The sequence below is a fragment of the Streptomyces sporangiiformans genome (assembly GCF_005768555.2).
Lineage (GTDB): Bacteria > Actinomycetota > Actinomycetes > Streptomycetales > Streptomycetaceae > Streptomyces > Streptomyces sporangiiformans.
This window is the reverse complement of record NZ_VCHX02000117.1, coordinates 66,146-90,644: the sequence shown is the minus strand read 5'-3', so window position 1 is coordinate 90,644 and position 24,499 is coordinate 66,146. Positions and strand designations below refer to the sequence as shown.

Annotated in this window: 24 protein-coding genes; 19 read left to right on the top strand and 5 right to left on the bottom strand. The window is 70.3% G+C overall.

The window, feature by feature from the left end; all coding sequences use genetic code 11:
* Position 1: 1 nt before the first annotated feature.
* From fdxA to FGD71_RS14900, 6 genes are read left to right on the top strand one after another with little or no spacing between them, the layout of a single operon-like run.
* Positions 2-322: a ferredoxin gene (fdxA, locus tag FGD71_RS14925; protein WP_119100935.1), complete on the top strand. Its 321-nt coding sequence runs from the start codon at positions 2-4 to the stop codon at positions 320-322.
* Positions 319-1,125 (top strand): 2-keto-4-pentenoate hydratase, encoded by an 807-nt coding sequence (gene mhpD / locus FGD71_RS14920; protein ID WP_119100934.1) that lies wholly within the window; start codon positions 319-321, stop codon positions 1,123-1,125. The genes fdxA and mhpD overlap by 4 nt, the downstream gene beginning before the upstream one ends.
* The gene (locus FGD71_RS14915; protein ID WP_119100933.1) at positions 1,122-2,072 is read left to right on the top strand and encodes an acetaldehyde dehydrogenase (acetylating); all 951 of its coding nucleotides are present in this window, start codon (positions 1,122-1,124) and stop codon (positions 2,070-2,072) included. The genes mhpD and FGD71_RS14915 overlap by 4 nt, the downstream gene beginning before the upstream one ends.
* Positions 2,069-3,082, top strand: coding sequence for a 4-hydroxy-2-oxovalerate aldolase (gene dmpG, locus FGD71_RS14910; protein WP_119100932.1), 1,014 nt, complete (start codon positions 2,069-2,071; stop codon positions 3,080-3,082). The genes FGD71_RS14915 and dmpG overlap by 4 nt, the downstream gene beginning before the upstream one ends.
* Positions 3,079-4,137 (top strand): LLM class flavin-dependent oxidoreductase, encoded by a 1,059-nt coding sequence (locus FGD71_RS14905; RefSeq protein ID WP_119100931.1) that lies wholly within the window; start codon positions 3,079-3,081, stop codon positions 4,135-4,137. The genes dmpG and FGD71_RS14905 overlap by 4 nt, the downstream gene beginning before the upstream one ends.
* Positions 4,137-4,925 carry an alpha/beta fold hydrolase gene (locus FGD71_RS14900; RefSeq protein WP_119100930.1) on the top strand — a complete coding sequence of 263 codons (789 nt, stop codon included), beginning with the start codon at positions 4,137-4,139 and terminating at the stop codon, positions 4,923-4,925. The genes FGD71_RS14905 and FGD71_RS14900 overlap by 1 nt, the downstream gene beginning before the upstream one ends.
* Positions 4,926-4,930: 5 nt before the next feature.
* Here the strand turns inward: FGD71_RS14900 and FGD71_RS14895 are convergent, their stop codons facing one another.
* Together FGD71_RS14895 and FGD71_RS14890 are read right to left on the bottom strand one after the other, a co-directional pair.
* Positions 4,931-6,529: an AbgT family transporter gene (locus FGD71_RS14895; protein WP_119100929.1), complete on the bottom strand. Its 1,599-nt coding sequence runs from the start codon at positions 6,527-6,529 to the stop codon at positions 4,931-4,933.
* Positions 6,529-7,821, bottom strand: a complete 1,293-nt coding sequence (locus tag FGD71_RS14890) for a metal-dependent hydrolase family protein (RefSeq protein ID WP_119100928.1) — start codon at positions 7,819-7,821, stop codon at positions 6,529-6,531. Before FGD71_RS14890 ends, FGD71_RS14895 begins: the two co-directional genes overlap by 1 nt.
* Positions 7,822-7,960: 139 nt before the next feature.
* On the opposite strand from FGD71_RS14890, the gene FGD71_RS14885 reads away from it, so the two are divergent.
* A complete protein-coding gene (locus tag FGD71_RS14885) occupies positions 7,961-9,121 on the top strand; it encodes an Lrp/AsnC family transcriptional regulator (RefSeq protein ID WP_119100927.1) in 1,161 nt (386 codons plus the stop codon).
* Here FGD71_RS14885 and FGD71_RS14880 read toward each other — a convergent pair.
* Positions 9,083-9,628, bottom strand: coding sequence for a GNAT family N-acetyltransferase (locus tag FGD71_RS14880; RefSeq protein ID WP_119100926.1), 546 nt, complete (start codon positions 9,626-9,628; stop codon positions 9,083-9,085). The genes FGD71_RS14885 and FGD71_RS14880 overlap by 39 nt on opposite strands.
* A gap of 33 nt (positions 9,629-9,661) precedes the next feature.
* Positions 9,662-10,198, bottom strand: coding sequence for an NUDIX hydrolase family protein (locus tag FGD71_RS14875; RefSeq protein WP_119100925.1), 537 nt, complete (start codon positions 10,196-10,198; stop codon positions 9,662-9,664).
* A 155-nt stretch (positions 10,199-10,353) separates the two neighbouring features.
* Here FGD71_RS14875 and FGD71_RS14870 point away from each other — a divergent pair, with 155 nt between their 5' ends.
* Positions 10,354-11,634, top strand: a complete 1,281-nt coding sequence (locus tag FGD71_RS14870; protein ID WP_420878292.1) for a cytochrome P450 — start codon at positions 10,354-10,356, stop codon at positions 11,632-11,634.
* A 2-nt stretch (positions 11,635-11,636) separates the two neighbouring features.
* Complete coding sequence (locus tag FGD71_RS14865; RefSeq protein ID WP_119100923.1) at positions 11,637-12,302, top strand: TetR/AcrR family transcriptional regulator; 666 nt, start codon at positions 11,637-11,639, stop codon at positions 12,300-12,302.
* Positions 12,303-13,044: 742 nt separating this feature from the next.
* Here FGD71_RS14865 and FGD71_RS14855 read toward each other — a convergent pair.
* Positions 13,045-13,752: an AAA family ATPase gene (locus FGD71_RS14855; protein WP_119100922.1), complete on the bottom strand. Its 708-nt coding sequence runs from the start codon at positions 13,750-13,752 to the stop codon at positions 13,045-13,047.
* Between the two features lie 111 nt (positions 13,753-13,863).
* Here FGD71_RS14855 and FGD71_RS14850 point away from each other — a divergent pair, with 111 nt between their 5' ends.
* From FGD71_RS14850 to FGD71_RS14805, 10 genes are all read left to right on the top strand, one after another.
* Positions 13,864-14,244 (top strand): sigma factor, encoded by a 381-nt coding sequence (locus tag FGD71_RS14850; RefSeq protein ID WP_240436589.1) that lies wholly within the window; start codon positions 13,864-13,866, stop codon positions 14,242-14,244.
* Positions 14,245-14,469: 225 nt separating this feature from the next.
* Positions 14,470-16,542 carry a pectinesterase family protein gene (locus FGD71_RS14845; protein ID WP_119100920.1) on the top strand — a complete coding sequence of 691 codons (2,073 nt, stop codon included), beginning with the start codon at positions 14,470-14,472 and terminating at the stop codon, positions 16,540-16,542.
* A 66-nt stretch (positions 16,543-16,608) separates the two neighbouring features.
* Positions 16,609-17,283, top strand: coding sequence for a helix-turn-helix domain-containing protein (locus FGD71_RS14840; RefSeq protein WP_119100919.1), 675 nt, complete (start codon positions 16,609-16,611; stop codon positions 17,281-17,283).
* Between the two features lie 42 nt (positions 17,284-17,325).
* Positions 17,326-18,663, top strand: a complete 1,338-nt coding sequence (locus FGD71_RS14835; RefSeq protein ID WP_119100918.1) for a M24 family metallopeptidase — start codon at positions 17,326-17,328, stop codon at positions 18,661-18,663.
* Positions 18,660-19,640, top strand: a complete 981-nt coding sequence (locus tag FGD71_RS14830) for a thiamine pyrophosphate-dependent dehydrogenase E1 component subunit alpha (RefSeq protein ID WP_119100917.1) — start codon at positions 18,660-18,662, stop codon at positions 19,638-19,640. The genes FGD71_RS14835 and FGD71_RS14830 overlap by 4 nt, the downstream gene beginning before the upstream one ends.
* The gene (locus FGD71_RS14825) at positions 19,628-20,608 is read left to right on the top strand and encodes an alpha-ketoacid dehydrogenase subunit beta (RefSeq protein ID WP_119100916.1); all 981 of its coding nucleotides are present in this window, start codon (positions 19,628-19,630) and stop codon (positions 20,606-20,608) included. The genes FGD71_RS14830 and FGD71_RS14825 overlap by 13 nt, the downstream gene beginning before the upstream one ends.
* Positions 20,609-20,637: 29 nt before the next feature.
* Complete coding sequence (locus tag FGD71_RS14820; protein ID WP_119100915.1) at positions 20,638-22,002, top strand: amidohydrolase family protein; 1,365 nt, start codon at positions 20,638-20,640, stop codon at positions 22,000-22,002.
* Positions 21,999-22,904 (top strand): cupin domain-containing protein, encoded by a 906-nt coding sequence (locus FGD71_RS14815; RefSeq protein ID WP_119100914.1) that lies wholly within the window; start codon positions 21,999-22,001, stop codon positions 22,902-22,904. The genes FGD71_RS14820 and FGD71_RS14815 overlap by 4 nt, the downstream gene beginning before the upstream one ends.
* Complete coding sequence (locus FGD71_RS14810; protein ID WP_119100913.1) at positions 22,901-23,590, top strand: SDR family NAD(P)-dependent oxidoreductase; 690 nt, start codon at positions 22,901-22,903, stop codon at positions 23,588-23,590. The genes FGD71_RS14815 and FGD71_RS14810 overlap by 4 nt, the downstream gene beginning before the upstream one ends.
* Positions 23,587-24,480 carry an NAD(P)-dependent oxidoreductase gene (locus tag FGD71_RS14805; RefSeq protein WP_119100912.1) on the top strand — a complete coding sequence of 298 codons (894 nt, stop codon included), beginning with the start codon at positions 23,587-23,589 and terminating at the stop codon, positions 24,478-24,480. Before FGD71_RS14810 ends, FGD71_RS14805 begins: the two co-directional genes overlap by 4 nt.
* Positions 24,481-24,499: the final 19 nt, after the last annotated feature.

Genomic DNA, 24,499 nt, shown 5'->3' with positions numbered 1-24,499 from the left:
CATGGCCTACGTCATCGGCCCGGCGTGTGTCGACATCATGGACCGTTCCTGCATGGAGGAATGCCCGGTCGACTGCATCTACGAGGGCGAGCGCAAGCTCTACATCCATCCGACGGAGTGCATCGACTGCGGCGCCTGCGAGACGGCCTGCCCCGAACAGGCGATCACCGTCGACCGCCTCGCCGACCCCGACTTCCGTGCGGACAACCGCCGCTTCTTCGAGGAGCCCCTGCCCGGTCGTGAGGCGCCTCTGGGAGCCCCGGGCGGAGCGGCCGGTCTCGGGCCGGTAGGCACCGACACCCCGCTGGTGAGCGCTCGATGACCGCGGCGGAGGTGGCCAAGACGGCCGACGTGCTGCGGGAGGCGTCGCGTACGAACTCCCCGTGTCCGCCCGTGCGTTCCCTTCTCGGTGACGGCGACATCCAGGCCGCGTACGCGGTGCAGCGGACGAACGTCGAGCGGGGCGTGGCCGCCGGCCGGCGGATCGTCGGCCGCAAGATCGGCCTGACCTCGCTCGCCGTACAGACCCAACTCGGCGTGGACCAGCCGGACTTCGGGACGCTCTTCGCCGACATGGCGGTCCCCGAGGGCGGCCTGGTCAAGGCCGGGCGGCTCATCCAGCCCAAGGTGGAGGCGGAGGTCGCGCTCGTCCTCGGCGCCGAACTGCCGCACCGTGACTGCACGGTGGCCGAGGTGCTGCGCGCGACCGACTTCGCGCTGCCCGCACTGGAGATCGTGGACAGCCGTATCGCCGACTGGGACATCGGCATCGTCGACACCGTCGCCGACAACGCCTCCAGCGGACTGTTCGTCCTCGGCGGCACCCCCGTACCGCTGACCGGCCTGGACCTGCGCGGTGTACGGATGACGATGACCCGCGACGGCGAGGTGGTCTCCGAAGGAACCGGCGCCGACTGCTTGGGCAGCCCGCTCAACGCCGCCGCCTGGCTGGCTTCGACGCTGGCGGCGATGGGCGATCCGCTGTGCGCCGGGGACGTCGTCCTGACCGGGGCGCTCGGGCCGATGGCCATCGCCGCCCCCGGCGATCGGTTCGAGGCACGCATCAGCCAACTGGGGCGCATCACAGTCGAGTTCGCGACGGAGACGGAGGGAGACAGGCCGTGAAGGACACCACCCGTACCAAGGTCGCCGTCATCGGCTCCGGGAACATCGGCACCGATCTGATGATCAAGGTGCTGCGACTGTCCGAGAGCCTGGAGATGGCCGCGATGGCCGGCATCGACCCGGACTCCGACGGACTGGCACGCGCCCGCCGTCTGAAGGTCGCCACCACACACGAGGGAGTGGACGGCCTGGTCGCCCTGGACGAGTTCGACGACGTGCGGATCGTCTTCGACGCGACGTCGGCGGGTGCCCACCGCCGCCACGACGAGGTGCTGCGCGACCTCGGGCGGACGGTGGTCGACCTCACGCCGGCGGCCATCGGCCCCTATGTCGTGCCGCCGGTGAACCTCGGCGCCCATCTCGACAGCCCGAACCTCAACATGGTGACCTGCGGCGGCCAGGCCACGATCCCGGTCGTGGCCGCCGTGTCCGCGGTAACTCCCGTCCACTACGGGGAGATCGTCGCCTCCATCGCCTCCCGCTCGGCCGGCCCCGGCACCCGGGCCAACATCGACGAGTTCACCGAGACCACCGCCGCCGCGATCGAGAAGGTCGGCGGCGCGCGGCGGGGCAAGGCGATCATCGTCCTCAACCCGGCCGAACCACCGCTGATCATGCGGGACACCGTGCACTGCCTGGTCTCCGAGTGCGACGAGGAGGCGGTCACGGCCTCGATCGAAGCCATGGTCGGCCGCGTCCAGGCCTACGTACCCGGCTACCGCCTCAAGCAGAAGGTGCAGTTCGCCCGGATCGAAGAGGACGACCCGCTGCGTGCCCTGGTGCCCCTCGGCACCCCGTGCGTGAAGGTCTCGGTGTTCCTCGAGGTCGAGGGCGCCGCCCACTATCTGCCCGCCTATGCCGGGAACCTCGACATCATGACCTCGGCCGCGCTGCGCACCGCGGAGCGGCTGGCCGCCCACCACTCCCGCGAGGAGGCAGCCAGGTGACCGCCTTGTACGTGCAGGACGTCACCCTGCGCGACGGCATGCACGCCGTCCGGCACCGCTACACCGTCGAGCAGGCCCGCACCATCGCCGCCGCCCTGGACGCGGCAGGCGTTCGCGCCATCGAGATCGCGCACGGCGACGGCCTGTCAGGCTCCAGCATCACCTACGGCGTCGGCGCCCACACCGACTGGGAGTGGATCGAGGCGGTCGCCGACGCCGTACGGCACGCGATCCCCACCACCCTGCTGCTGCCCGGCATCGGCACCGTGCACGACCTCAAGCAGGCCCATGCGCTGGGCATCCGCTCGGTGCGCATCGCCACCCACTGCACCGAGGCCGACATCTCCGCCCAGCACATCGCCGCGGCCCGCGAGCTGGGCATGGACGTGGCCGGTTTCCTGATGATGTCGCACATGGCGGAGCCGGCCGAACTGGCCCGCCAGGCCCAGCTGATGGAGTCGTACGGCGCCCACTGCGTGTACGTCACCGACTCCGGCGGGCGGCTCACCATGGACGGCGTGCGTGACCGCTTCCGCGCCTACCGCGACGTGCTGTCGCCCGACACCGAACTGGGCATCCACGCCCACCACAACCTCGGCCTCGGCGTGGCCAACAGTGTGGTCGCGGTGGAGAACGGCGTCACCCGCGTCGACGCCTCGCTGGCCGGTCAGGGCGCGGGCGCCGGCAACTGCCCTCTGGAGGCGTTCGTCGCCGTCGCCGACCTGATGGGCTGGGCGCACGGCTGTGACCTGTTCCCGCTGATGGACGCCGCCGACGACCTCGTACGGCCCCTCCAGGACCGCCCGGTGCGCGTCGACCGCGAGACCCTCAGCCTCGGCTACGCGGGCGTGTACTCCAGCTTCCTGCGCCATGCCGAGGCGGCCGCCCAGCGCTACGGCCTGGACACCCGGGCCATCCTCGTCGAGGTCGGCCGGCGCGGCATGGTCGGCGGACAGGAGGACCTGATCACCGACGTCGCCCTGGATCTGGTGGGGGAGGCGCGGGCATGAGCGCACCGGGGACCCCCCTGCGGGTCGGCGTCCGCGTGCCGCCCTGCGACCGGGCGGACCGCGTGGTCGAAACCGTACGACGAGCGGAGCGACTCGGCTTCGACGACGTGTGGTTCCCCGACTCCCAGCTGCTGTGGCGGGACGTGTTCACCACACTGACCGCCGCCGCTCTGGGGACCGAGCGGATCGGCCTCGGCACCGCGGTCACCAACCTGGCGACCCGGCACCCGGCCGTCGTCGCCTCGGCCGCACGCAGTGTCGCCGAGCTTGCCCCCGGACGTTTCACCCTCGGCCTCGGCGTGGGCAACAGCTCCGTCGGCCCCATCGGGCTGCGCCAGACCACCTCGGCGGCGATGCGTGAGGGAGTCGGCATGGTGCGCGCACTGCTCGGCGGCGAGGAGTGGGACTTTGCGGGGAAGGTCCGCTCGCGGCTGCGTGACCCCCAGCCAGGACTGCCGCTGCACCTGGCCGCGAGCGGGCCGAAGAACCTGCGGCTCGCGGGTGAGATCGCCGACGGCGTGATCCTCCTGAGCGGGGTCTCACCGAGGACCCTGGCGGGAGCGACCGCGCGCGTACGCGAAGGCGCCGCGGCGGCGGGCCGGAACGCCGACCACATCCCCTTGACCGTCTCCGCGTTCTGCGCGGTGACCGACGACATCGAGGCCGAGGCCCGGCTGGTCAAACCCATCTGCGCCTCCATCGCGCAGAACGGCGGGGCACCCTTCCTCGCCCTCGCGGGGATGGACGTCCAGGTGCCCGCGACGGTCGACGGGGTCTACCCCGACCTCGTCCACGCCGAGGACTGGGACCGGGCCGTCGAGATCTGCTCGGCCTGGATCAGCGACGAGGACGCCCTCCGATTCGCCCAGGAATTCTGTCTGTTCGGCACCGCGGAGCAGATCGCCGAACGGCTCCGCGCGCTGCACACGAGTGGAGTCACCGGTGTGTTCCTCCAGCACGTGGGCTCCTACGACCCTCCCACCGAACTGATCGAGACCGTCGGCTCCTCCGTGCTGCCGGCGCTGTCCCCGACCCGAGCGAAGGCGAACGACTGATGACCTTCCGAAAGGGCTATGTGCCCAGCGGCTTCGGCCAGTTGCACTACGTCGAATGCGGCGCGGGCGAACCCGTCCTGATGCTCCATCAGACCCCGCGCTCGTGGACCGAGTACCTAGACGTGCTGCCGCTGGTCGGTGCCGCGCACCGGGCGATCGCCATGGACACCCTGGGCTTCGGAGCCTCCGCCAAGCCCGACGACCCCCACTCGATCGAGCGTTTCGCCGACGCCGCTCAGGCGCTGGTCGACGCACTCGGACTGGAGCGCTTCCACCTCGTCGGCCACCACACGGGCGGCGTGATCGCCGTCGAACTCGCCGCGCGCCTCCAGAGCCGTGTCGCGAGCCTCCTGCTCTCCGCCACGCCCTTCATCGACGAGGACAAGCGCCGTACGGCCGGCGAGCGCAAGCCCGTCGACCACGTCGACCCGAAGCCGGACGGCTCGCACCTCCTTGAGCTGTGGAACCGGCGCCGCGGGTTCTACGCGGACGGGGAGGAGGCCGCGCTCACCCGGTTCATGGTCGACGCGCTCTCCGTGCTGGACCGGGTGGAGGAGGGCCATGTGGCGGTACGGCAGTACGCGATGGACCAACGGCTGCCGTACGTCACCGCCCGCACCCTCGCCGTCTGCGCCCCCGGAGACCACTACTCCCTGCCGGCGCTGGAGAAGTTCGCCGACGCCCTCGGCTGCGAGACCCGTGTCCTTTCCGGCGGCCACGTCCCACTCCCCGAGCAACTGCCCGGGGAGTTCGCCAAGGTCGTACTGGCATGGGCGGCGTCCGCGTAGCGCGGTCACTTGAGGCCGAGCTGCGCACCCGGCCCGAGCGGCAGATCGAACCCGTAGAAGATCCCCAGGATCGCGAGCCACACCACGAGGAAGGGCACGGTGAAGATCGACAGCCGGGAGATGAGCGTGCCCAGGCGTGCCTCCGGTTCGTACTGGCGCAGCATCGCCAGCAGCAGGAAGACATACGGGTTCATCGGCGTGATGATGCCGGTGGCGGAGTCGCCGATGCGGAAGGCGGCCTGACTGAGGGCCGGGCTCATGCCCAGGAGCATGAACGCCGGGACGAACACGGGACCGACCAGCGACCACAGGGCGGACCCGGAGACGATGAACAGGTTGAGGCAGGACACCAGGAGGACGAAGGCGATGAGCGCCCAGAACCCGGTCAGGCCGATGGAGTCGAGCCCCGCCGCAGCCTTCACAGCGAGCAGGATCCCCACGTTGGACCAATTGAACAGGGCGATGACCTGGGCGGCGACGAACATCAGGACGATGTAGCCCGACATGTTCTTCACCGAGTCGGTCATCGCCGTGACCACGCCCTCCGAGCCGGCCAGCGCCTTGACCGTGAAGCCGTAGGTGATCCCGGCCAGCAGGAACGCGCCGAACAGCACCGGGACGACGCCGGTGAGCAGGGGCGAGGGTACGAGGGCTCCGCCCTCGCCGCGCAGCGGCGCCCCTTCGGGCAGCCACAGGGACAGGACCGCTCCCGCGTACAGGATGACGACCAGGGCGGTGAACAGCAGCCCCCGGCGCTGAGCCGGCGTCAGGGTGAAGTCCGGCTCGTCCGGCTCATCCGGCTCGTCCGGCTCGTCCGGCTCGTCCGCGGTGGGCTCGTACGGGGCCAGGCGCGGTTCGAGGACGCGGCTGATGAGGAAGCCGCCCAGCAGGCCCAGCACGAGGCTGCTGGAGGCGGTGAAGAAGTAGTTGATGAGCAAGTTCAGGTCGAGGCCCTCGGCGGCCGGCAGCACCGAGGCCGCCTGCTGGGTGATGCCGATGTAGAGGGCGTCCAGCGAGCCGATCGTGAACCCGGCCGCGTAACCGGCGCCGACGCACGCGAATCCGCCGATCAGGCCGGCCACGGGGTGGCGCCCGGCGCTCTTGAAGACCACGGCCGCCAGCGGTGGGAGCACGATGGCGGCGACGTCGCTGATCATGTGCGCCTGGCAGGCGATCAGCGCCAGCAGGTACGGCAGGACCGCACGCGGCGCGCGGGCCAGCGTGGCCCGCATGACGGTCTCCAGGAGTCCGGCCTTCTCCGCGACGCCCACGGCCATGATCATGAGCAGAACGGCGGCGATGGGCGGGAACGTGGCGAAGTTGGTGATGAGATTCTCCGTCAGCCAGCGCACCCCCTCGCCGGTGAACAGCCCGGTGATGGACTTCGTCTCGTCGGTGCCGGGGACGGCGACGGACACGTCCGCCAGCGCGAGCGCGGTGGATACGACGGCCAGCAGCACGAAGAGGCCGGTGAACAGCAGAATCGGGTTGGGCAGGGCGTTGCCCGCTCGCTCAATGAGGGACAGCACGCGGTCGATGCCGGTCGGCCGCCGCGTGTCCGGCGATTCGCTGCCGGGGGCCGGGAGGTTGGTCAATGAGGACATCAGGGCTGCCTTCCGATCGGAGCCGCTGGGAGAAGGAGGTCCTTGCGGACGACGCCGTCCTGGACGACGCACACGATGCGGGCGGGATCACCGAGGACACCGATGTCCCGGAGCGGATCGCCGTCGCAGATGATCAGGTCGGCCGTGCGCCCGGGGGCGAGAGTGCCCAACCGGTCGGCGACGCCGAGGAGTTCGGCGGAGGTGCGGGTGCCGGCGACGATGGCGGCCATGGGGTCCATGCCCAGGTCCACCAGATAGCTGAGCTCCATCAGGTTCACGCCGTGCGGACCGACGGCGGCGTCGGTGCCGAGCGCGATCCGGGCGCCGTACTCGATGGCCCGGGCGATGTTCTCCTTGGTGGTGCCGGACCAGCGGACCTTCTTCTGGTAGTGGTAGTCCGGCATCGTGTCCTTGTTGATGCCCGCGTACACGGTGGACAGCGTCGGCACGACGAAGACACCGCGCTCACCGGCCAGGTCCAGCGCCCGCTCGTCCAGTCCGTAACCGTGCTCGATGCTGGTCACGCCGCCGCGAAGCGCGTTGAGGATGCCCGCGTTGCCCTGGGCGTGGGCGGCGACCGGCCTGCCGCCGTGGCGCCGGGCCTCGTCCACGACGGCCCGGATCTCCTCCTCCAACAGGCCCTCGTCGTCGGGGTCGTCATAGGGGCTGCCCATGCCGCCCGTGGCGCAGACCTTGACCAGGTCGGCGCCGTCGCGCAGCACCCGGCGCACGGCGAGCCGGGCCGCGTCGGTGCTGTCGGCGATCTCGGACATCCCGGCGCTCAGATCGGTGCCGTCGCGCAGGCGTACGTCGGCGTGTCCGCCGGTGTGACTGATGATCCGTACGGCCGTGTGCAGCCGCGGCCCCACGACCCGTCCGGTTTCGACGGCCGTGCGGAAGCCCGCCGACAGACCGCCCAGGTCGCGGGCGCTGGTGATGCCGGCGTCGAGGGTCTGCCGCAGCCGCGTGACCGTGTCCAGGGTGACCAGGACCGGGTCGAGCTCCGCGCGGCGGCCGGGCGGCGAGCCCTGCGCGTAGGCGAGGTGGACGTGGCAGTCGAAGAAACCCGGAAGTACGGTGCGGCCGCCGGCGTCGACGGCGCGGACCGTCGAGGCGTCGTCGGCGGCCGGGGGAGCTATCGCGGCGGCTCCGGCGTAGGTGATGGTCCCCTGGGCATCGATGGTGACGACGGCGTCGTCGACGGGGGACGAGCCGGTGCCGTCGATGAGCCGGGCGTTGTGGATCCGCAGGGCGGTCCGGGCGTCCCCCGGTGCCGTGGTGGCTTGCGTCATAGGGCGCGGTCACTCCTCCGTGGTCGGGAATTCCGTTGTCGGGAACAGGCGAAGGGAGTGTGGAATGCGGAAGAAATCCTGGTGTTGCGATGCAGGCTTCACGCCGGATTCCCCGGACGTGCGCAGAGAAGCGCCGTCCATGGGTGTGCAGGATTGTGCCGCTGAGCAAGCAGCCGCGGCCACCGCTGCGACCACCGCCGCGACCAAGGCGGCGGCCGGCGCCGCGGCGGCCGCGGACACCGGTGTGGAGCTCGACGAACTCGACCGCGCTGTCGTCCACGCCCTGCAGATCCACCCCAGGGCACCGTGGACGCTGGTGGGCGAGGTACTCGGGGTCAACCCGGTCACCGCCGCGCGGCGCTGGCACCGGTTGGAGGAGGCGGGCCTGGCGTGGGTGACCGCCTATCCGCGGCTGTCCAACTCCCGGATCGTGGTGAGCGGTGTGGTCGAGGTCGACATCGAGCCGGGTGTGGCCGAGGACGTGGCGCGGACTCTCGCGGCGGACCCCGCGGTGGCGAACCTCAAGCTCACGGCGGGCGGCCGGGATCTGGTGGCCTCCGTACAGGCCCGGAGCCTGGATGAGCTGGCCCGCGTCACCACGCTGCTGTTCCAGCGGACACCAGGGGTACGGGCGACGCGTACCCATGTGTCGACCGGCGTCTCCACCGAGGGCAGCCGATGGCGGCTGCGCAGCCTGGACGACTCCCAGAGCGCGCGCATCCAGGCGGCTGTTCCCCCGACCGGTCGGCCCGTGCCCGCGGCCGTGGCGCGTTGGGACGCCCTGGACGCGCGCCTGCTGGAACTGCTGAGCGTGGACGGACGCATGTCGCTGCGCGACCTGGCGCTGGCGACCGACACGAGCCTGACCACGGTGCGCCGCAGAGTGCAGTCACTGGTTGCCTCACGCCTGAGCCTGCGCTGCGATCTGGCCCGGCCACTGTCGGGATGGCCGCTGTCCGCCGTGTACTTCGCATCGGTACCGGGGCAGCACGTGGAGGAGACCAGCCGCGTGCTGGCCGGTGTGCGCGAGGTCCGCTCCTGCGCGATCACGGCCGGCCCGCACAATCTGGTGATCGACGTCTGGCTGCGCGACCTGCGGGATGTGCACGCCTTCGAGGCCCACCTGTCCCGCAGGTTGCCGCGCCTCACCGTCGCCGATCGCTCGGTGGTGCTGCGCACGATCAAGCACATGGGGCACCTGCTCGACCATGACGGCCGCTGCGTCGGAGTAGTACCGCTCCGGCATCCCCAAGGACCTCGATCAGCTGCCGCCGGATCGGTCGTCGGCTCGGCCCTGTAGGTTCAAAGAACGCTGCATCAGCAGCGTGTCGACCCACCGGCCGTGCTTGTAACCGACGTCCGTCAGCAGGCCGACGTCCGTGAAGCCGAAGCGGCGGTGCAGTGCGGCCGAGGCCTCGCTGCCCGTGTCCGCGATGACCGCGATCATCGTGCGCATCCCGGCCCGGGCGGCACCCGTGACCACGGACTCCAGGAGAGGGGCGCCCAGGCCCCGGCCGGTGAAGCCGGGAGCGAGGTAGATCGTGTCCTCCACGGTGTGACGGTAGGCCGGCTTGGGCCGCCAAGGCCCGGCGTAGGCGAAACCGGCCACCTCGCCGGAGAGTTCGGCGATCACGAAGGGCAGGTCCCCTCCGGCGAGTTCGTCCAGCCGTCGCTGCCAGGCCGCGACGGGCCACGGAGTCTCCTCGAACGTGGCCACCGTGTGCCGCACATAGTGCGCGTAGATGTCGGCCACGGCCTTGAGGTCCCCGGACGCCGCCGGGCGGATGATGGGCGCGGAACCTGTCACGGCCGGTTCAATTCCCTTCCATGGAGGCCTCGTTCAGGAGAGGCAGCCGACGTGTGCGAGAGCCTGCTTGAGGAGGACTCCCTGCCCGCCGGGCATCTCGTTCTGGACCAGAGGCGATGAGGCCTCCTGGGGGCTGAACCAGACCAGGTCCAGGGCGTCCTGCCGGGGGCGGCAGTCGCCGGCCACCGGGACGATGTAGGCGAGGGACACCGCGTGCTGGCGGGGGTCGTGGAACGGCGTGACCCCCTGCGTCGGGAAGTACTCGGCGACGGTGAAGGGCTGCAAGGAGGCCGGGACCCGGGGCAGCGCCACCGGGCCGAGGTCCTTTTCCAAATTGCGCAGGAGGGCGTCCCGGACTCGTTCATGGTGCAGTACGCGCCCGGAGACGAGGGCGCGGCTGACCGTGCCGTCCGCCCCGATGCGCAGGAGCAGCCCGATGCTGGTGACTTCGCCGCTGTCGTCGACTCGTACGGGAACGGCTTCGACGTACAGGATCGGCATGCGGGCGCGCGACAGTTCGAGCTCGTCGGAAGTCAGCCAGCCGGGCGTGGTCTCGGTCATGTCAGACATTGGCTGATCATACTTTCCGGGCCTCCTGATGCGCGTACCGCTGCACGTCAACCGGCGGGGGCTGACTCCGGACATTTTAAAGCAGGCGCTTGACTGACGTTGCGGGGATGGGCTTGCCTGATCTTGCGGGGGCTGCCGGATCGGAGGAGGACCTGGTGGGCCGGAGCGACAGCAAGCAGGGCGACAGCGGGCAAGGCGCCGGCAAACAGGGCGGTGGCGAGCGGGGCGCCGGCGAGCAGGTGCTGAGCTACCCGTTGTCCAGCCGTACGGCGCTGGGTCCGCCGCAGGAGTGGCAGCGGCTGCGACAGCGGTGCCCCGTGGCGCGGGTGACGCTGCCCAGTGGCGACGAGGCGTCGCTGCTGACGCGCTTCGAGGACGTCAAGCAGGTGCTGTCGGACCCGCGGTTCGGCCGGCTGCTGGACGCCGACGACGCGGCCCGGATCTCGGACACCGAGTCGGGCGGCGTGTTCAACGACGACATGGCGGCGGCCATCCCCCAGACCGGTGAGGCGCATCAGCGGTGGCGGCGGATGCTGACCAAGTGGTTCACGGCCAAGCGCATGGCCGCGCTGCGGCCGGGGATCGAGGCGATGGCCGAGCGGCTCATCGACGACATGGTCAAGCGCGGTCACCCGGTGGATCTGAAGGCGGGCCTGGGCTTCCCGCTGCCGGTGTGGGTGATCTGCGATCTGCTCGGGGTCCCCGACGCGGACCGGAACCGGTTCGCCCACTGGTCGGACACCATGCTCAATCTGACCCGGTATCAGCAGCAGGAAGTGGACGCGGCGCAGGCGGAGTTCGTCGAGTACATGGCCGCCCACATCGCTGCCAAACGAGCGAAGCCGGGCGACGACCTGCTCAGTGAGCTCACCACGGCCGCCGGCCCCGGGGGCTACCGGATGTCCGACAGGGAACTGGTGGCCACCGGTCAGGGCCTGTTGATCGCCGGGCACGAGACCACGGCCAACATGATCGGGAAGATGGTGGCCATGCTGCTGGCCGACCGACGGCTCTGGGAGCGGTTGCTGGCGGACCGGTCGTTGGTGCGTTCCACGGTGGAAGAGGCACTGCGGCTCGACGCCAACCCGGGGCTGGGCATGCCGCGGTACATCGCCGAGGAGGTCGAGGTGGCCGGCACCGTGCTGCCCCGCGGCACCACCGTGATGTGCAGCATGGCCGCGGCCAACCGTGACGAGACGGCCTTCGACGCGGCCGAGGAGATGATGCTCGACCGCGCCCCGAACCCTCATCTGGCGTTCGGCGTCGGGCCCCACTCGTGTCTGGGCCAGGCACTGGCCCGCACCGAGTTGCAGGCCGTGCTCGAGGTGCTGCTGCGCCGGCTCCCCTCCCTGGAGCTTGCCGTGCCGCCGGAGGACCTGCGCCGCGTCGAGGGCCTTGTCATCGGCGGACTGAGCGAAGTCCCGGTGAGGTGGTGACGATGCCGGCCGGCACCGTACGGGCCGCGCAGGTCAGCGCGACGCGAGAACTGATTCTGACGACGGCGGAGCGGCTGTTCGCCGAGCGCGGTGTGTACGCGGTGTCGAACCGTCAGGTCAGCGAGGCGGCCGGGCAGGGCAACAACGCCGCGGTCGGCTATCACTTCGGCACCAAGGCCGACCTGGTGCTCGCCATCGCCCGCAGACACACCGAACAGGTCGAGCGGGCGCGCGTACGGATGCTGGCCGAGATCGGCGACTCCACCGAACTGCGGGACTGGGTGGCCTGCCTGGTACGCCCGCTCACCGAGCATCTGGCGGCCCTGGGCAGCCCGAGCTGGTACGCGCGGTTCAGCGCCCAGGTGATGACCGACCCCGCCCTCCGTCAGATCATGGTCGAGGAGTCCCTCACCTCCCCCACACTGCGGCGGATCCTGGAACGACTGCACCGGTGCCTGTCCGAGCTGCCGGTCGAGGTGCACGCCGAGCGCTCCGACATGGCGCGCCAGCTGATCCTGCACGTGTGCGCCGAGCGTGAACGTGCGCTCGCCGAGAGCGCCCCCACGGCCCGCTCGTGCTGGCACGACGCCGCCACCGGGCTGATCGACGCGATCGTCGGCCTGTGGCTGGCCCCCGTCACGAGCCGCCTGACCGGCGGGGAGGAGTGACCCGCTGAGAAGAGACGGGCGAGGCACCGAGACTGAAGCCTTGAACCAACCGCTCCCCGAGTGAACCGCTTGCGGACGGCCGCCGTTGTCAGCGATGACGGTCGGACGGGCATGTCGCGTACCCGGTCCCGGCCGACCGCGCGGATCCCGTCTCCCGTCGATCGGCGGGCAGAGCGCCGCCCGCGCGGGATCATCCGACCTCCCACGCGAAGGTGTCGACCGACTCGGCAGCCCTGGACCTGCCCGGGTTCGGGGTGCCGCGTCCCGCCCGGTTCGGCGCCACCATGGACGAGTACGTCCAGTGGCTGGAGCAGGAGCTGCGAGGGGTCGACGGGCCGGGACCTGGTCGGGCACGACTGGGGCGCACTGCTGGTGGCGCGGGTGGCCATGAACTCCTCTGTTTCGACCTGGAGTTGGGCCATGGATGTGGCGAGCATTCCGCCCCCGCCGCCACCCCCGGGCTGGTGATCCAGCAACGACCCCGGCAGCGCCGCCGACGCGCTGGAACGGTTCTGGACCGCCGTGGGCGAAGGCTGACGGGCCACGTGGCCGCGACGTGGTCGGCGTATGAGCGGCACTTGAACAGCGGACCGGTCTGTGAACTGAACAGTTCTGGCGCCGAGCATGAGCGACTGTTGATGTCCCCGAGATGGGCGTTCCAGTAGCCGTCGTCCCGCATCACGACGTACGACCAGGCCAGTTGCTCCGCACGGATCATCGCCCCGGTGTCAAGGGCGTTCTCTCAGTCGAGAACATGCCGGAGATAGGCCTGCGGGTCGGTGAGATAGCGGCGCCAGTGGTCGACCAAGGCGAGTTCGTGCCAGGCCACCCGGTGTATGCCGTGGTCGCCGACCTCGAGGATGTCGGCGCCCGGCAGCGCGGTCAGCAGCGGCGAGTGGGTGGCGCAGATGACCTGGCCACCGGTCTTCACCAAATGGTCGACATGGCCGAGCAGTTCCAGGCAGGACGAGAACGAGAGGGCCGCCTCCGGCTCGTCCATCACATACAGCCCGGGCTGGAGGAACTTCCCCCGGAACGCCGCCAGAAAGCCCTCCCCGTGACTGACCGAATGCGGTGCCAGCCCTTCCCGGTCCAGCGCGTGCACGGCCGTCTCGGCGCGCAGGAAGAATCCCTTGCGAGCGGACCAACTGCCCAGCATGCGCCGCCCTCGCGGCGCCGCGTCGAAGCGGATCCGCTCGCCCAGCACCGATGCGGGCCGGGGGGAGGCATAACGCCAGTCGTGCGAGCCGCCCCAGGGGTCCAGACCGAAGCCTTCCGCGAGCGCTTCCACGAGAGTGGACTTCCCCGAGCCGTTCTCCCCGACGAGAAAGGTCACCGGGGCGGTGAAGCGCAGACCGTCGGCCAGGAGCCCGCGAACACAGGGCACGGACCAGGGCCACTGGTCGTCCTCGTACGAGTCCACATGTGCGTACGCTCGTTCGATGATCACCGGCCGAGTTTCTCACGGGGACGGCGGCGTCGCCGTGTCCGGCGCCCGGGGGCAGAAGTGAGCACCTGACCGGTCTGTGAGGTGAGCATGCGACACGGTCACGCTCCGTCCGTGAGTGACCGAACAGCTGAGAACGGGGATGCGTTGGCGATGCACGGCACAGGCGAGGAGTTCATCCGGGGCCTGTACGACGAGCACGGCTCCAGGCTGACGCGGTACGCCGCCCGGCTGCTGGGAGGGGACTGGCATCAGGCCGAGGACGTCCTGCAGGAGGCGGTCACCCGGGCTTGGAAGCACGCGAACGCAATCGACGGTGACGCGGGGGAAGCGCGTCCGTGGCTCTTCACGACGGTCCGCCGCCTCGTCGTGGACCACCACCGTGCTCGCAGGGTCCGGCCGGCCGAGAACCGGCTGCCCCATGTCCCCGACGCGGCGGACGCCCTCCTGTCCGCCTCGGCGTCCGTCCGGGTCCCGGCCTCCGTCTGGCGATGAGACCGACCGCGTACTCACCAGGCAGGTCATGGCGCAGGCGCTCCAGGAACTGACGGGCCGGCACCGTGAGGTGATCAAGTAGCGACGGTGCCTGGAGCGTCGAAACTTTCGGGGTCGGCATCGTCGGCAACCCTTTCGCCCGGGGCGGCAACTGCCTGGAGCAATGAACCGAAGAAGTGTCGGACGCACAAGTCGGACCAACAGTTCACCAGGGCGGTTGAGGTAATGGATTCATCCCAGCAGAAGGCGCGCCACCGCAGGCGCAGGCTCGGCCTGACAGTCGGGATCCCGGTGGCGATGGCCGCCGCGGCCGGACTGTCGTACGGCCCGGATCTCGGTCTGTTCGGCGAGGACGCTCAGCGGACGGCCTCGGCGGCGGCCGCCCCGGCCTGGGCGAACGACACGGCCGACGGTTTCGCTTCGGTCAACGCGCTGGGCCAGAAGGGCACTTACGGCGGCCGGGGCGGCAAGACCGTCACCGTGAAGACGTTCGCCGACCTCGAGAAGTACGCGACGGCGGCGGAGCCGTACGTCATCGTCGTGGCCGGCGCGATCAACATGGACCCCAAGGGCAAGGAGATCAAGGTCGCCTCGGACAAGACGATCGTCGGCTCCGGAACCTCGGGCCAGATCGTCGGGGGCGGCTTCTTCCTCGGCCAGGGCGTACACAACGTGATCATCCGGAACCTGACGATCCGGGACTCGTACATGGGGACGTGGAACGACAAGGACCACGACTTCGACGCCATCCAGATGGACGGCGCGCACCACGTGTGGATCGACCACAACGACCTGCGGCACATGGCCGACGGCCTGATCGACAGCCGCAAGGACACCACCTACGTGACGGTGTCCTGGAACAAGCTCAGCAACAACAACAAGACCTTCGGAATCGGCTGGACCGAGAACGCCACCGCCGACCTGACGATCCACCACAACTGGTTCCGCGAGACCGAGCAGCGCAACCCCTCCGCCGACAACCTCGCCCACGCGCACCTCTACAACAACTGGCTGCAGGACGAGTCGGGGACCGACATCACCACGTCGTACGGCAACTACGCGCGCGGCAAGACGAAGATGGTCCTGGAGAACAGCTACTTCCAGGGTCTGAAGAACCCGGTCACCAAGGACAGCACCGCCGCCCTCGTGCAGCGCGGCAACGTGTTCTCCGGCACCAGCGGACGCAACGAGAGCGGTGGCGCGGCCTTCGATCCGAAGAGCTTCTACAGCTACACGCTCGACAAGGCCGCCGACATCCCGGCGCTCCTCAAGTCCGGTACCGGGCCCCGGACTTCGATCGGCACGACGGCGGGTACGGGTACCTCGAGCCCGAAGGCGGCGGCCACGCTCACCGTCGCCAAGGACGGCAGCGGCCAGTACACGACCGTCCAGGCCGCGGTCAACGCCGTACCGGCGCACAACCCCTCACGGGTCGTCATCTCCATCAAGCCCGGCACCTACCGTGAGACGGTCAAGGTCCCGTCCAACAAGCCCCATGTGACCTTCCAGGGCACAGGTGGCAGCCGCAAGGACACCGTGATCGTCTTCAACAACGCCGCCGGTACGCCGAAGCCGGACGGCTCGGGGAACTACGGCACCGGCGGCAGCGCCACCGTCGCCGTCGACGCCGACGACTTCCAGGCCCGCAACCTCACCATCTCCAACGACTTCGACGAGGCGAAGAACCAGAACCTGAACGGACACCAGGCCGTCGCCCTGCGCACCGGCGCGGACAAGGTCCTCCTCGACGGCGTCATCATGACCGGGGACCAGGACACGCTGCTGCTGGACACGGCGGCGAGGGACAAGCTCGGCCGGGTCTACATCACCAACTCCTACATCGTCGGGAACGTCGACTTCATCTTCGGCCGGGCCACCGCGGTGATCAACAAGTCGGTGATCACCCTGAAGAAGCGGTGGGACGGCACGTCGGCCGGATACGTCACGGCGCCCAGCACGGCCCCCGACCGCAAGGGCTTCCTGATCAACAACACCACGTTCAACGGCGACGTGTCCGCGGGAAGCTTCTTCCTCGGCCGCAACTGGCACGCCGGCGGTGACGCGTCCCTCGACCCGCAGACCACGGTCCGCAATTCCACCCTCAGCAACGCCATCAAGTCCAAGCCCTGGACCGACATGGGCGGCTTCTCCTGGAAGGACGACCGCTTCGCCGAGTACAAGAACACCGGCCCCGGCGCCGGCTCGGCGAGCGGCGACCGGCCCCAGCTGACCGACGCCCAGGCCACCGGCCAGGAGATCGACGACTGGCTGGGAAACTGGACACCCACCGCCTCCTGAGCGGTTCCGCTCCGCTCCGTGCACCTGTTCAATGGGAGCGAACGTTCTTCGCGAGAGGAGCCGTCCGTGTCCCCTGTGGTCGTGCCGCCCGTCGGTGCGCGCATCCGTCAGGCGCGCACCGCGAGGGGCATGACCCTGCGCGGCCTGGCTCGGGAGATCGGGGTGTCCGCGAGCCTCATCTCGCAGATCGAGACCGGGAAGAGCCAGCCGTCGGTCAGCACGCTGTACGCCATCACCACCGCCCTCTCCATACCGGTCGAGTCGCTCTTCGACGCGGCGGAGGGGGCAGGCGCGACTGAAGTGACCAGTGTGTCCGACGTGCCTACGCAGGCGAGCGCGGGCGCACCGCCCGGCACGGTGCTGCGCGCCCTCGCCGCCCTCGCCGCGGACCCCGGCCGCAGGATCGGTCCGCTGGTCGAGGCCCACGACCGCGAGGTCCTGGAGCTCGACTCGGGTGTCGTATGGGAGCGTCTCGGCCGGGTTCCGGGCACGGACGTCGACTTCCTGCTGGTCACGTACCGACCGGGGGGCACCTCGTCCGGCACGGGCAAGCTGATGCGGCACCCGGGCACGGAGTACGGCTACCTCACCTCGGGCGAACTGGTGCTCACGCTCGGCTTCGAGGAGTACACGCTGCGGCCCGGCGACGCGGTCTCCTTCGAGTCGACGACGCCGCACCGCTATCGCAACGACGGGGACGACCCGGCTGTCGGCGTGTGGTTCGTGTTCAGTATGCCTTGACACTCCCCTCGGACGGTCGTTCACTCGAAGGGGAGGTTCGCCATGGCGATCCGCACTTTCGGCCCCAATGCCGTCGACTGGGAAGAGCGCGTCGACCTGGACAGGCTGCGCAAGGAACGGCTGGCGCGGCTGAACGCGGCGCTGAACCGTTCCGAGCTGGGCGCGCTGCTGAGCTTCGACTTCTCCAACATCCGCTACATGTCGTCCACCCACATCGGCACGTGGGCCATGGACAAGCTGATCCGCTTCGCGCTGCTCGTCCGCGGCGGCGAACCGGTCGTCTGGGACTTCGGTTCCGCCGCCCGCCACCACCAGCTCTACAACCCGTGGCTGGACTACAGCGACGGCAAGGGCGGCCCGCCCACGGGCGCCCGCGCCGGGATCTCGACGCTCCGGGGCGCCTTCCACCCGGATGCCGGGATCGCCGAGGACGTCGCCGCGAAGATCGCCGAGGTACTGCGCGAACACGGCCTGGCCGGCGAGCCGTTGGGCGTCGACCTGGCCGAGATGCCCATACTCCAGGCCCTCAAGGACCAGGGCATCGACGTCGTCGACGGCCAGCAGGTCTTCCTGGAGGCCCGCCGCATCAAGACCCCCGACGAGATCTCCCTGCTCACCCAGGCCTGCTCGATGGTCGACGCGGCGTACGAGGAGCTGTACGGCCACCTGCGGCCGGGCGTGCGCGAGAACGAATGCGTCGGACTCGTCAGCAAGGTCCTCTACGACCTGGGCAGCGAATACGTCGAGGGCGTCAACGCCATCTCGGGGGAGCGCTGTTCACCGCACCCGCATGTCTACAGCGACCGCCTGATCCGCCCCGGCGACCCCGCGTTCTTCGACATCCTGCACAGCCACCTCGGCTACCGCACCTGCTACTACCGCACGTTCGCCGTCGGCAGCGCCTCCGCCGCGCAGCGCGACGCGTACGTCCGCTGCCGCGCCTACATGGACGAGGCCATCGCCCTGGTGCGGCCGGGCGCCACGACCGCCGACATCGTCCGGGTCTGGCCGCGCGCCGAGGAGTTCGGCTTCCCCGACGAGACCGCCGCGTTCGCGCTGCAGTACGGGCACGGCGTGGGCCTGTCGATCTGGGAGAAGCCCATCTTCAGCCGCCTCGTCTCGCTCGACCACCCCGAAGTCCTCGAACAGGGCATGGTGTTCGCGCTGGAGACGTACTGGCCGGCGGCGGACGGCTGGTCGGCCGCCCGGATCGAGGAGGAAGTCGTCGTCACGGCCGACGGCTGCGAGGTGATCACCAAGTTCCCGGCCGAGGAACTGCTCGTGGCGGGCCGCAAGTACTGGACGGTCGGCGGTGAGCTCAACACGAGGCGCGAGGCGCAGTCCCACCTCAACACCCGTGAGGGCAGGGGCGAGTCATGACGAACGCGGCCCAGCTCCTCGCGCTCTATGAGCAGATGGCCATGATCCGGCGTACGGAGAAGGCCGCCCACGACCTGTTCATGTCCGGCCTCGTCAAGGGCACCACCCACCTCGCCTCCGGCCAAGAGGCCATCGCCGTCGGCGCGAGCGCGGCCCTCAGAGACGACGACTACGTGTTCGCGACCTACCGGGGCCATCACCACGCACTGGCCCGCGGCGCCACCCCCGAGGAGTGCCTCGCCGAACTGATGAGCCGTGCCACCGGCCTGTGCAAGGCCAAGGGCGGTTCGATGCACCTCACCAAGGCGTCGAGCAACATGCTCGGCTCGTACGCCATCGTCGGCGCCCACCTCCCCATGGCGGTCGGCGCCGCCTGGTCCGCCCGGCTGCGCGGCACCGGACAGATCGCGGTGGCCTTCTTCGGCGACGGCGCCACCAACATCGGCGCCTTCCACGAGGCGCTCAACCTGGCGGCCGTGTGGAAACTGCCGGTGCTCTTCGTCTGCGAGAACAACCTGTACATGGAGTACACGCCGATCGCCGACGTCACCGCCGTGGCCAACCCCGCGGCGGACCGCGCTCCCGCATACGGCATCCCCGGCGAGATCGTCGACGGCAACGACGTGGTCCTCGTCCAGGAGGCCGTGAGCCGGCTGGCGGACCGGGCCCGGGCGGGGGACGGGCCCAGCCTGCTGGAGGCGCAGACCTACCGGCACTTCGGCCACAGCCGCGCCGACCCGGCCAGTTACCGGCCGGCGGAGGAGGTGGAGCGCTGGCTCAAGCACGACCCGCTGGACGTCGCCCGCGGCCGCCTCGCCGAACTCGGCGTGCCCGCGGAGGCGGCCACCGAGGCCGACGAACGCGCGGGCAGCCTCGTACAGCAGGCCGTCGAGGCCGCGAAGAACGCCCCCGCGCCCGATCCGCGCGAGGCGCTGACCGACGTATGGGCCGACGGAGGTGCGGCGTGGCGGACGTGATCACCTACCGCGAGGCGGTCGCCGAAGGCATCGCACGTGAGATGCGGCGCGATCCGGCGGTCGTCTGCCTGGGCGAGGACATCGGCGCCGCAGGCGGGGTGTTCAAGACGACCGTCGGACTGCACAAGGAGTTCGGACCCGAGCGGGTGTGGGACACGCCGATCTCCGAACAGGCCATCGTCGGGGCGGCGATGGGTGCCGCGATGACCGGGATGCGGCCCATCGCCGAAATCATGTTCTCGGACTTCCTCGCCTGCTGCTGGGACTACCTCGCCAACGAGATCCCCAAGGTCCGCTACATGACGGGAGGCCAGGTCACCGTGCCGCTGGTGGTGCGCACGGCCAACGGCGGCGGTCTCGGTTTCGGCGCGCAGCACTCCCAGGCGACCGAGAACTGGGCGTTCACCGTGCCCGGACTGAAGATCGCGGCACCCGCCACGCCCGCGGACGTGATCGGCATGATGGCGGCCGCCGTCCGCAGCGACGACCCCGTGGTCTTCTTCGAGCACAAAGGGCTCCTCGCCACCAAGGGGGTGCCCCCGCCACCGGACCACGTCGTCGAGCTGGGACGGGCCGCCGTCGTACGCGAGGGCGCAGACGTCACGCTCGTCGCCCTCGCCTCGATGGTGCCCGTGGCGCTGACGGCGGCCGAGCGGCTGGCCGAGGAGCACATCGACGCCGAGGTGATCGACCTGCGCTGCCTGGTGCCCCTGGACACCCGGACGGTGCTCGGCTCCCTCGCCAAGACCTCGCGGCTCGTGACCGTCGAGGAGAACCCCTACCAGGGCGGGTGGGGCGCAACACTTGTATCGGTCGTCGCCGATGAGGGATTCGGACTCCTCGACGCGCCCGTACGCAGGGTGGCGGCCGCATGCGTGCCGCTGCCTTTCGCGGACGCGCTCGAAGAGCAGGTCATCCCCACCGTCGACAAGGTCGAGGCCTCGGTCCGCGACCTCACCAGCTACTGAACCCGGCACGGAGAAAGGCGGGTAGCGCGATGACCAAACGAATGCTCCTGCGCGCGGGCCATGTGATCTCGATGGACCCCGGCATCGGGGACCTGCCCCGGGCAGACGTCCTGATCGAGGACGGCCGGATCGCGGCGGTCGAACGGGAGATCGCCGCCGAAGTGGACGCCGAAGTCCTGGACATGACGGACCGCATCGTCATGCCGGGATTCGTCGACACCCATCGCCACACCTGGGAGGCACCCATCAGGGGCTGCGCGCCCGACGCCACACTCGACGACTACTTCGTCGAGGTACTCGACACCTTCGCACCCGTCTACGGCCCCGAGGACGTGTACGCGGGCAATCTCGCGGGCTCGCTGGAGTGCCTGAACGCCGGGATCACCACGCTCGTCGACTGGTCGCACATCAACAACACGCCCGAGCACCCGGACGCCGCCGTGCAGGCGCTGAGCGAGACCGGGATCCGCGCCCAGTACGCGTACGGCAGCGCCAACACCTCGCTCGCCGACTACTGGTTCGAGAGCAAGATCGCCATGCCCAGGGACGACGTACGACGGGTGAGGGAGCGTCACTTCCCTTCCGATGAGGGCTTGTTGACCATGGGCCTGGCGACCCGCGGCCCGGGCTTCTGCGTCAACGACGTCGTCGACGCCGAGTGGCGGCTCGCACGCGAGCTGGACATCCCGATCACCGTGCACGTCGGCATGGGGCGGCTGGCCGGGCGCTTCGGGATGGTCAGGCAACTGCACGACCTCGGGCTGCTCGGCTCCGACACCACCTACGTCCACTGCTGCTACTTCAGCGAGGAGGAGTGGCGGATGGTCGCCGACAGCGGCGGCACGGTCTCCATCGCGCCGCAGGTGGAGACGCAGATGGGGCACGGCTGGCCGCCCGTGATGAAGGCGATTGAGTACGGGCTGCGGCCGAGTCTGAGCATCGACGTGGTCACCACCGTGCCCGGCGACATGTTCACCCAGATCCGCGCCGCCTTCGGGGCCGAGCGCGCCCGGGTGAACGCGGAGTGCTGGCAGGCCAACACCACCGTGCCCGAAACGATGCTGACGGCACGTCGGATGCTGGAGATCGCGACGGTCAACGGCGCGCATGTCGCGGGACTCGAGCAGCGCACCGGGTCACTGACCCCCGGCAAGCGCGCCGACGTCGTCGCGATCGACGCGACCGCCCTCAACGTCGCGCCCCTGATCGACCCGGTGGCGGCGGTGACGCTGTGCGCGGACGTGTCCAACGTCGAGACGGTCATCGTCGACGGCACGGTCCACAAACGGGACGGCCGGCTGCTCGCCGACACCGCGCGGGCGCGCCGTCTGGTCGAGGAGTCCCGCGACCGTCTCGCGGCGGCGGTCGAGGAGCGGAAGAGGCAGCAGGCGTGACGCACTACGTCGTACAGCGGGCGGCGGACGCCACGTTCGCCGTTCCGTCCCAACTGCCCTACAGCAGCAAGGGATTCAGGCGGCGAACAGTCGTCGACGAGGCGGACGGCGCCGTGCACACCGGCTTCGGCGTCTGCGAGCTGGCGCCCGACGGGGCGATCGGCGCGCATGTGCACGCGTACGAGGAGTCCTTCCATGTGCTGTCCGGGACGGTGATCCTCGATGTGCCGGAGGGCGCGTACCTGCTCGAGGAAGGCGACTACGGAGTCCTGCCGACCGGCGTGCCGCACGCCTGGCGCGGCGCCGGGGACACCGCCGCGCGCTGGGCCGACATGCTCGCACCGGTGCCGCGCGCACGGTACGGGCACGACACCGAGACGGTGCCCGCGCTGCCGGCCGCCGGCGCCCGCGAGCCGGTCCGGATCGACGTACGCGACCCGCGCACCCGCTCGTTCGGCCACTTCGAGGCCGCCCAGATGGAACCCGGCAAGCAGTCCCAGGAACTGCTCGCGGTGTCGGCGAGCATGCGCACGGCGCTGCTCGTCTACAGCGGCATCACCGTGAAGATGATGGTGGACACGGACCTGGGCGCGGTGGCCTCCACGATGTTCATGGTGCAGTACGCGGCCGACGGCGTCGTGGGCGGGCACGACCACCCCTTCGAGGAGACGTATCTGATCGTCGAGGGCACCGTGGACGCCACCTTCGACGGCGAGCGGCACCGGCTCGGGGTGGGCGACGCGGCCTGGGCGGGCGCCGGCTGTGTGCACAGCTTCGCCAACGTCGGGCCCGGCCCGGTGCGTTGGCTGGAGACACAGGCACCGCAGCCTCCGTCACGCCACGCCTATCGCTTCACCCGGGACTGGGACTACCTGCGCACGGCACTGAAGGAGCAGCCATGACCAGCGTGGTGGTGATCGGGGGTACGGCAGGTATCGGACGCGAGATCGCACGGTTCTGCGCCGCGCGCGGGGACGAGGTCGTGCTCACCGGGCGCGACGCGCACCGCGCCGACACCGTCGCCAAGGAGATCGGCGCGCGGGGACTGGCCCTCGACCTGTCCCGGCCCCATGACATCGCTTCTGCGTTGACGGACATCGGGCACGTCGACCATCTCGTCCTCGTCGGTATCTCGCGCGACCAGAACCTCGTCGCCGAGTACGACATCGACGCCGCGCTGCACCTCGTGACGCTCAAGCTCGTCGGATACACTGAGGTGGTGCATGCGCTACTGCCGCGGATGAGCGATCAGAGCGCCGTCGTGATCTTCGGCGGGCAGGCCAAGGAGCGGCCCTACCCGGGCGCGACGACGGTCGCGACCGTGAACGCCGGAGTGACCGGGCTGGTGCGCACCCTCGCGACCGAACTCGCCCCGATCCGGGTGAACGCCGTCCACCCGGGCATCGTCGGCGACAGCCCGTTCTGGGCGGGCAAGCCGGCCGAGGTGCTGGAGAACTACCGTGCGCAGACGCCCACGGGACGGTTGACGAGCATGCGGGACGTCGTGGATACGGTGGACTTCCTGCTGCGCAACCGTTCGGTCAACGGCGTCAATCTCAACGTGGACGGCGGGTGGCTGCTGCGATGAGTGGCGACGACGGAGCGGGCGACGTGCGGCGGGTCGCGCTGGTCGGCACCGGGCGTATGGGCGCGGCCATGGCGCGGCGGCTGCGCGACGCCGGCTTCGAGGTGATCGCGTACAACCGCACACGCGAGAAGGCCGAAGCGGTCGCCGACACCGTGGCCGCGACGCCCCGCGAGGCGGCCGCGGGCGCGCGGACCGTCCTTGTCTCGCTCGCCGACGACGCGGCCGTGACCGAGACCTACGGCGGGGACGACGGCATCGCCGCCGGGCTGCGCGCCGGGAGCGTGGTCCTGGAGACGAGCACGATCGCGCCCGAGACGGTGTCGGCCCTGCACACCCTCGTCGACAAGACCGGCGCGAGCCTCCTCGACACCCCCGTCTCCGGCAGCGTCTCCTTCGTCGAACAGGGCAGACTGACCGTGCTGGCGGGCGGCTCCGCCGAGGCGCTGGAGCAAGCACGGCCCGTGCTCGACGCGCTGGCCACGCGGGTGTTCCACCTCGGCGACAGCGGCTCGGGAGCGGCGATGAAGCTCGCGGTGAACTCCGTCGTCCACGCCCTCAACCAGGCCCTGTCGGAGGCGCTGGTCCTCGCCGAACGGGCCGGTGTGCCGAGAGAGTCCGCGTACGAGGTGTTCGCGGCGAGCGCCGCGGGGGCGCCTTTCGTGAGCTACAAGAAGGACGCCTATCTGCACCCGGACGACACCCCCGTGGCCTTCACCCTCGAACTGGTCGCCAAGGACCTGGACCTGATCCTTGGGCTCGCCGAACGGGTGGGCGCGCCCATGCAACAGGCTTACGTCAACGGCCGGTTGGCCCGAGGCGCAGCCGAAGCGGGCTTCGGGGAACGTGACTTGAGCGCGATGGCGGAGTTCCTCAGATCCGGTCACGCGTGAGGGTGACGGGCCGTCGGGC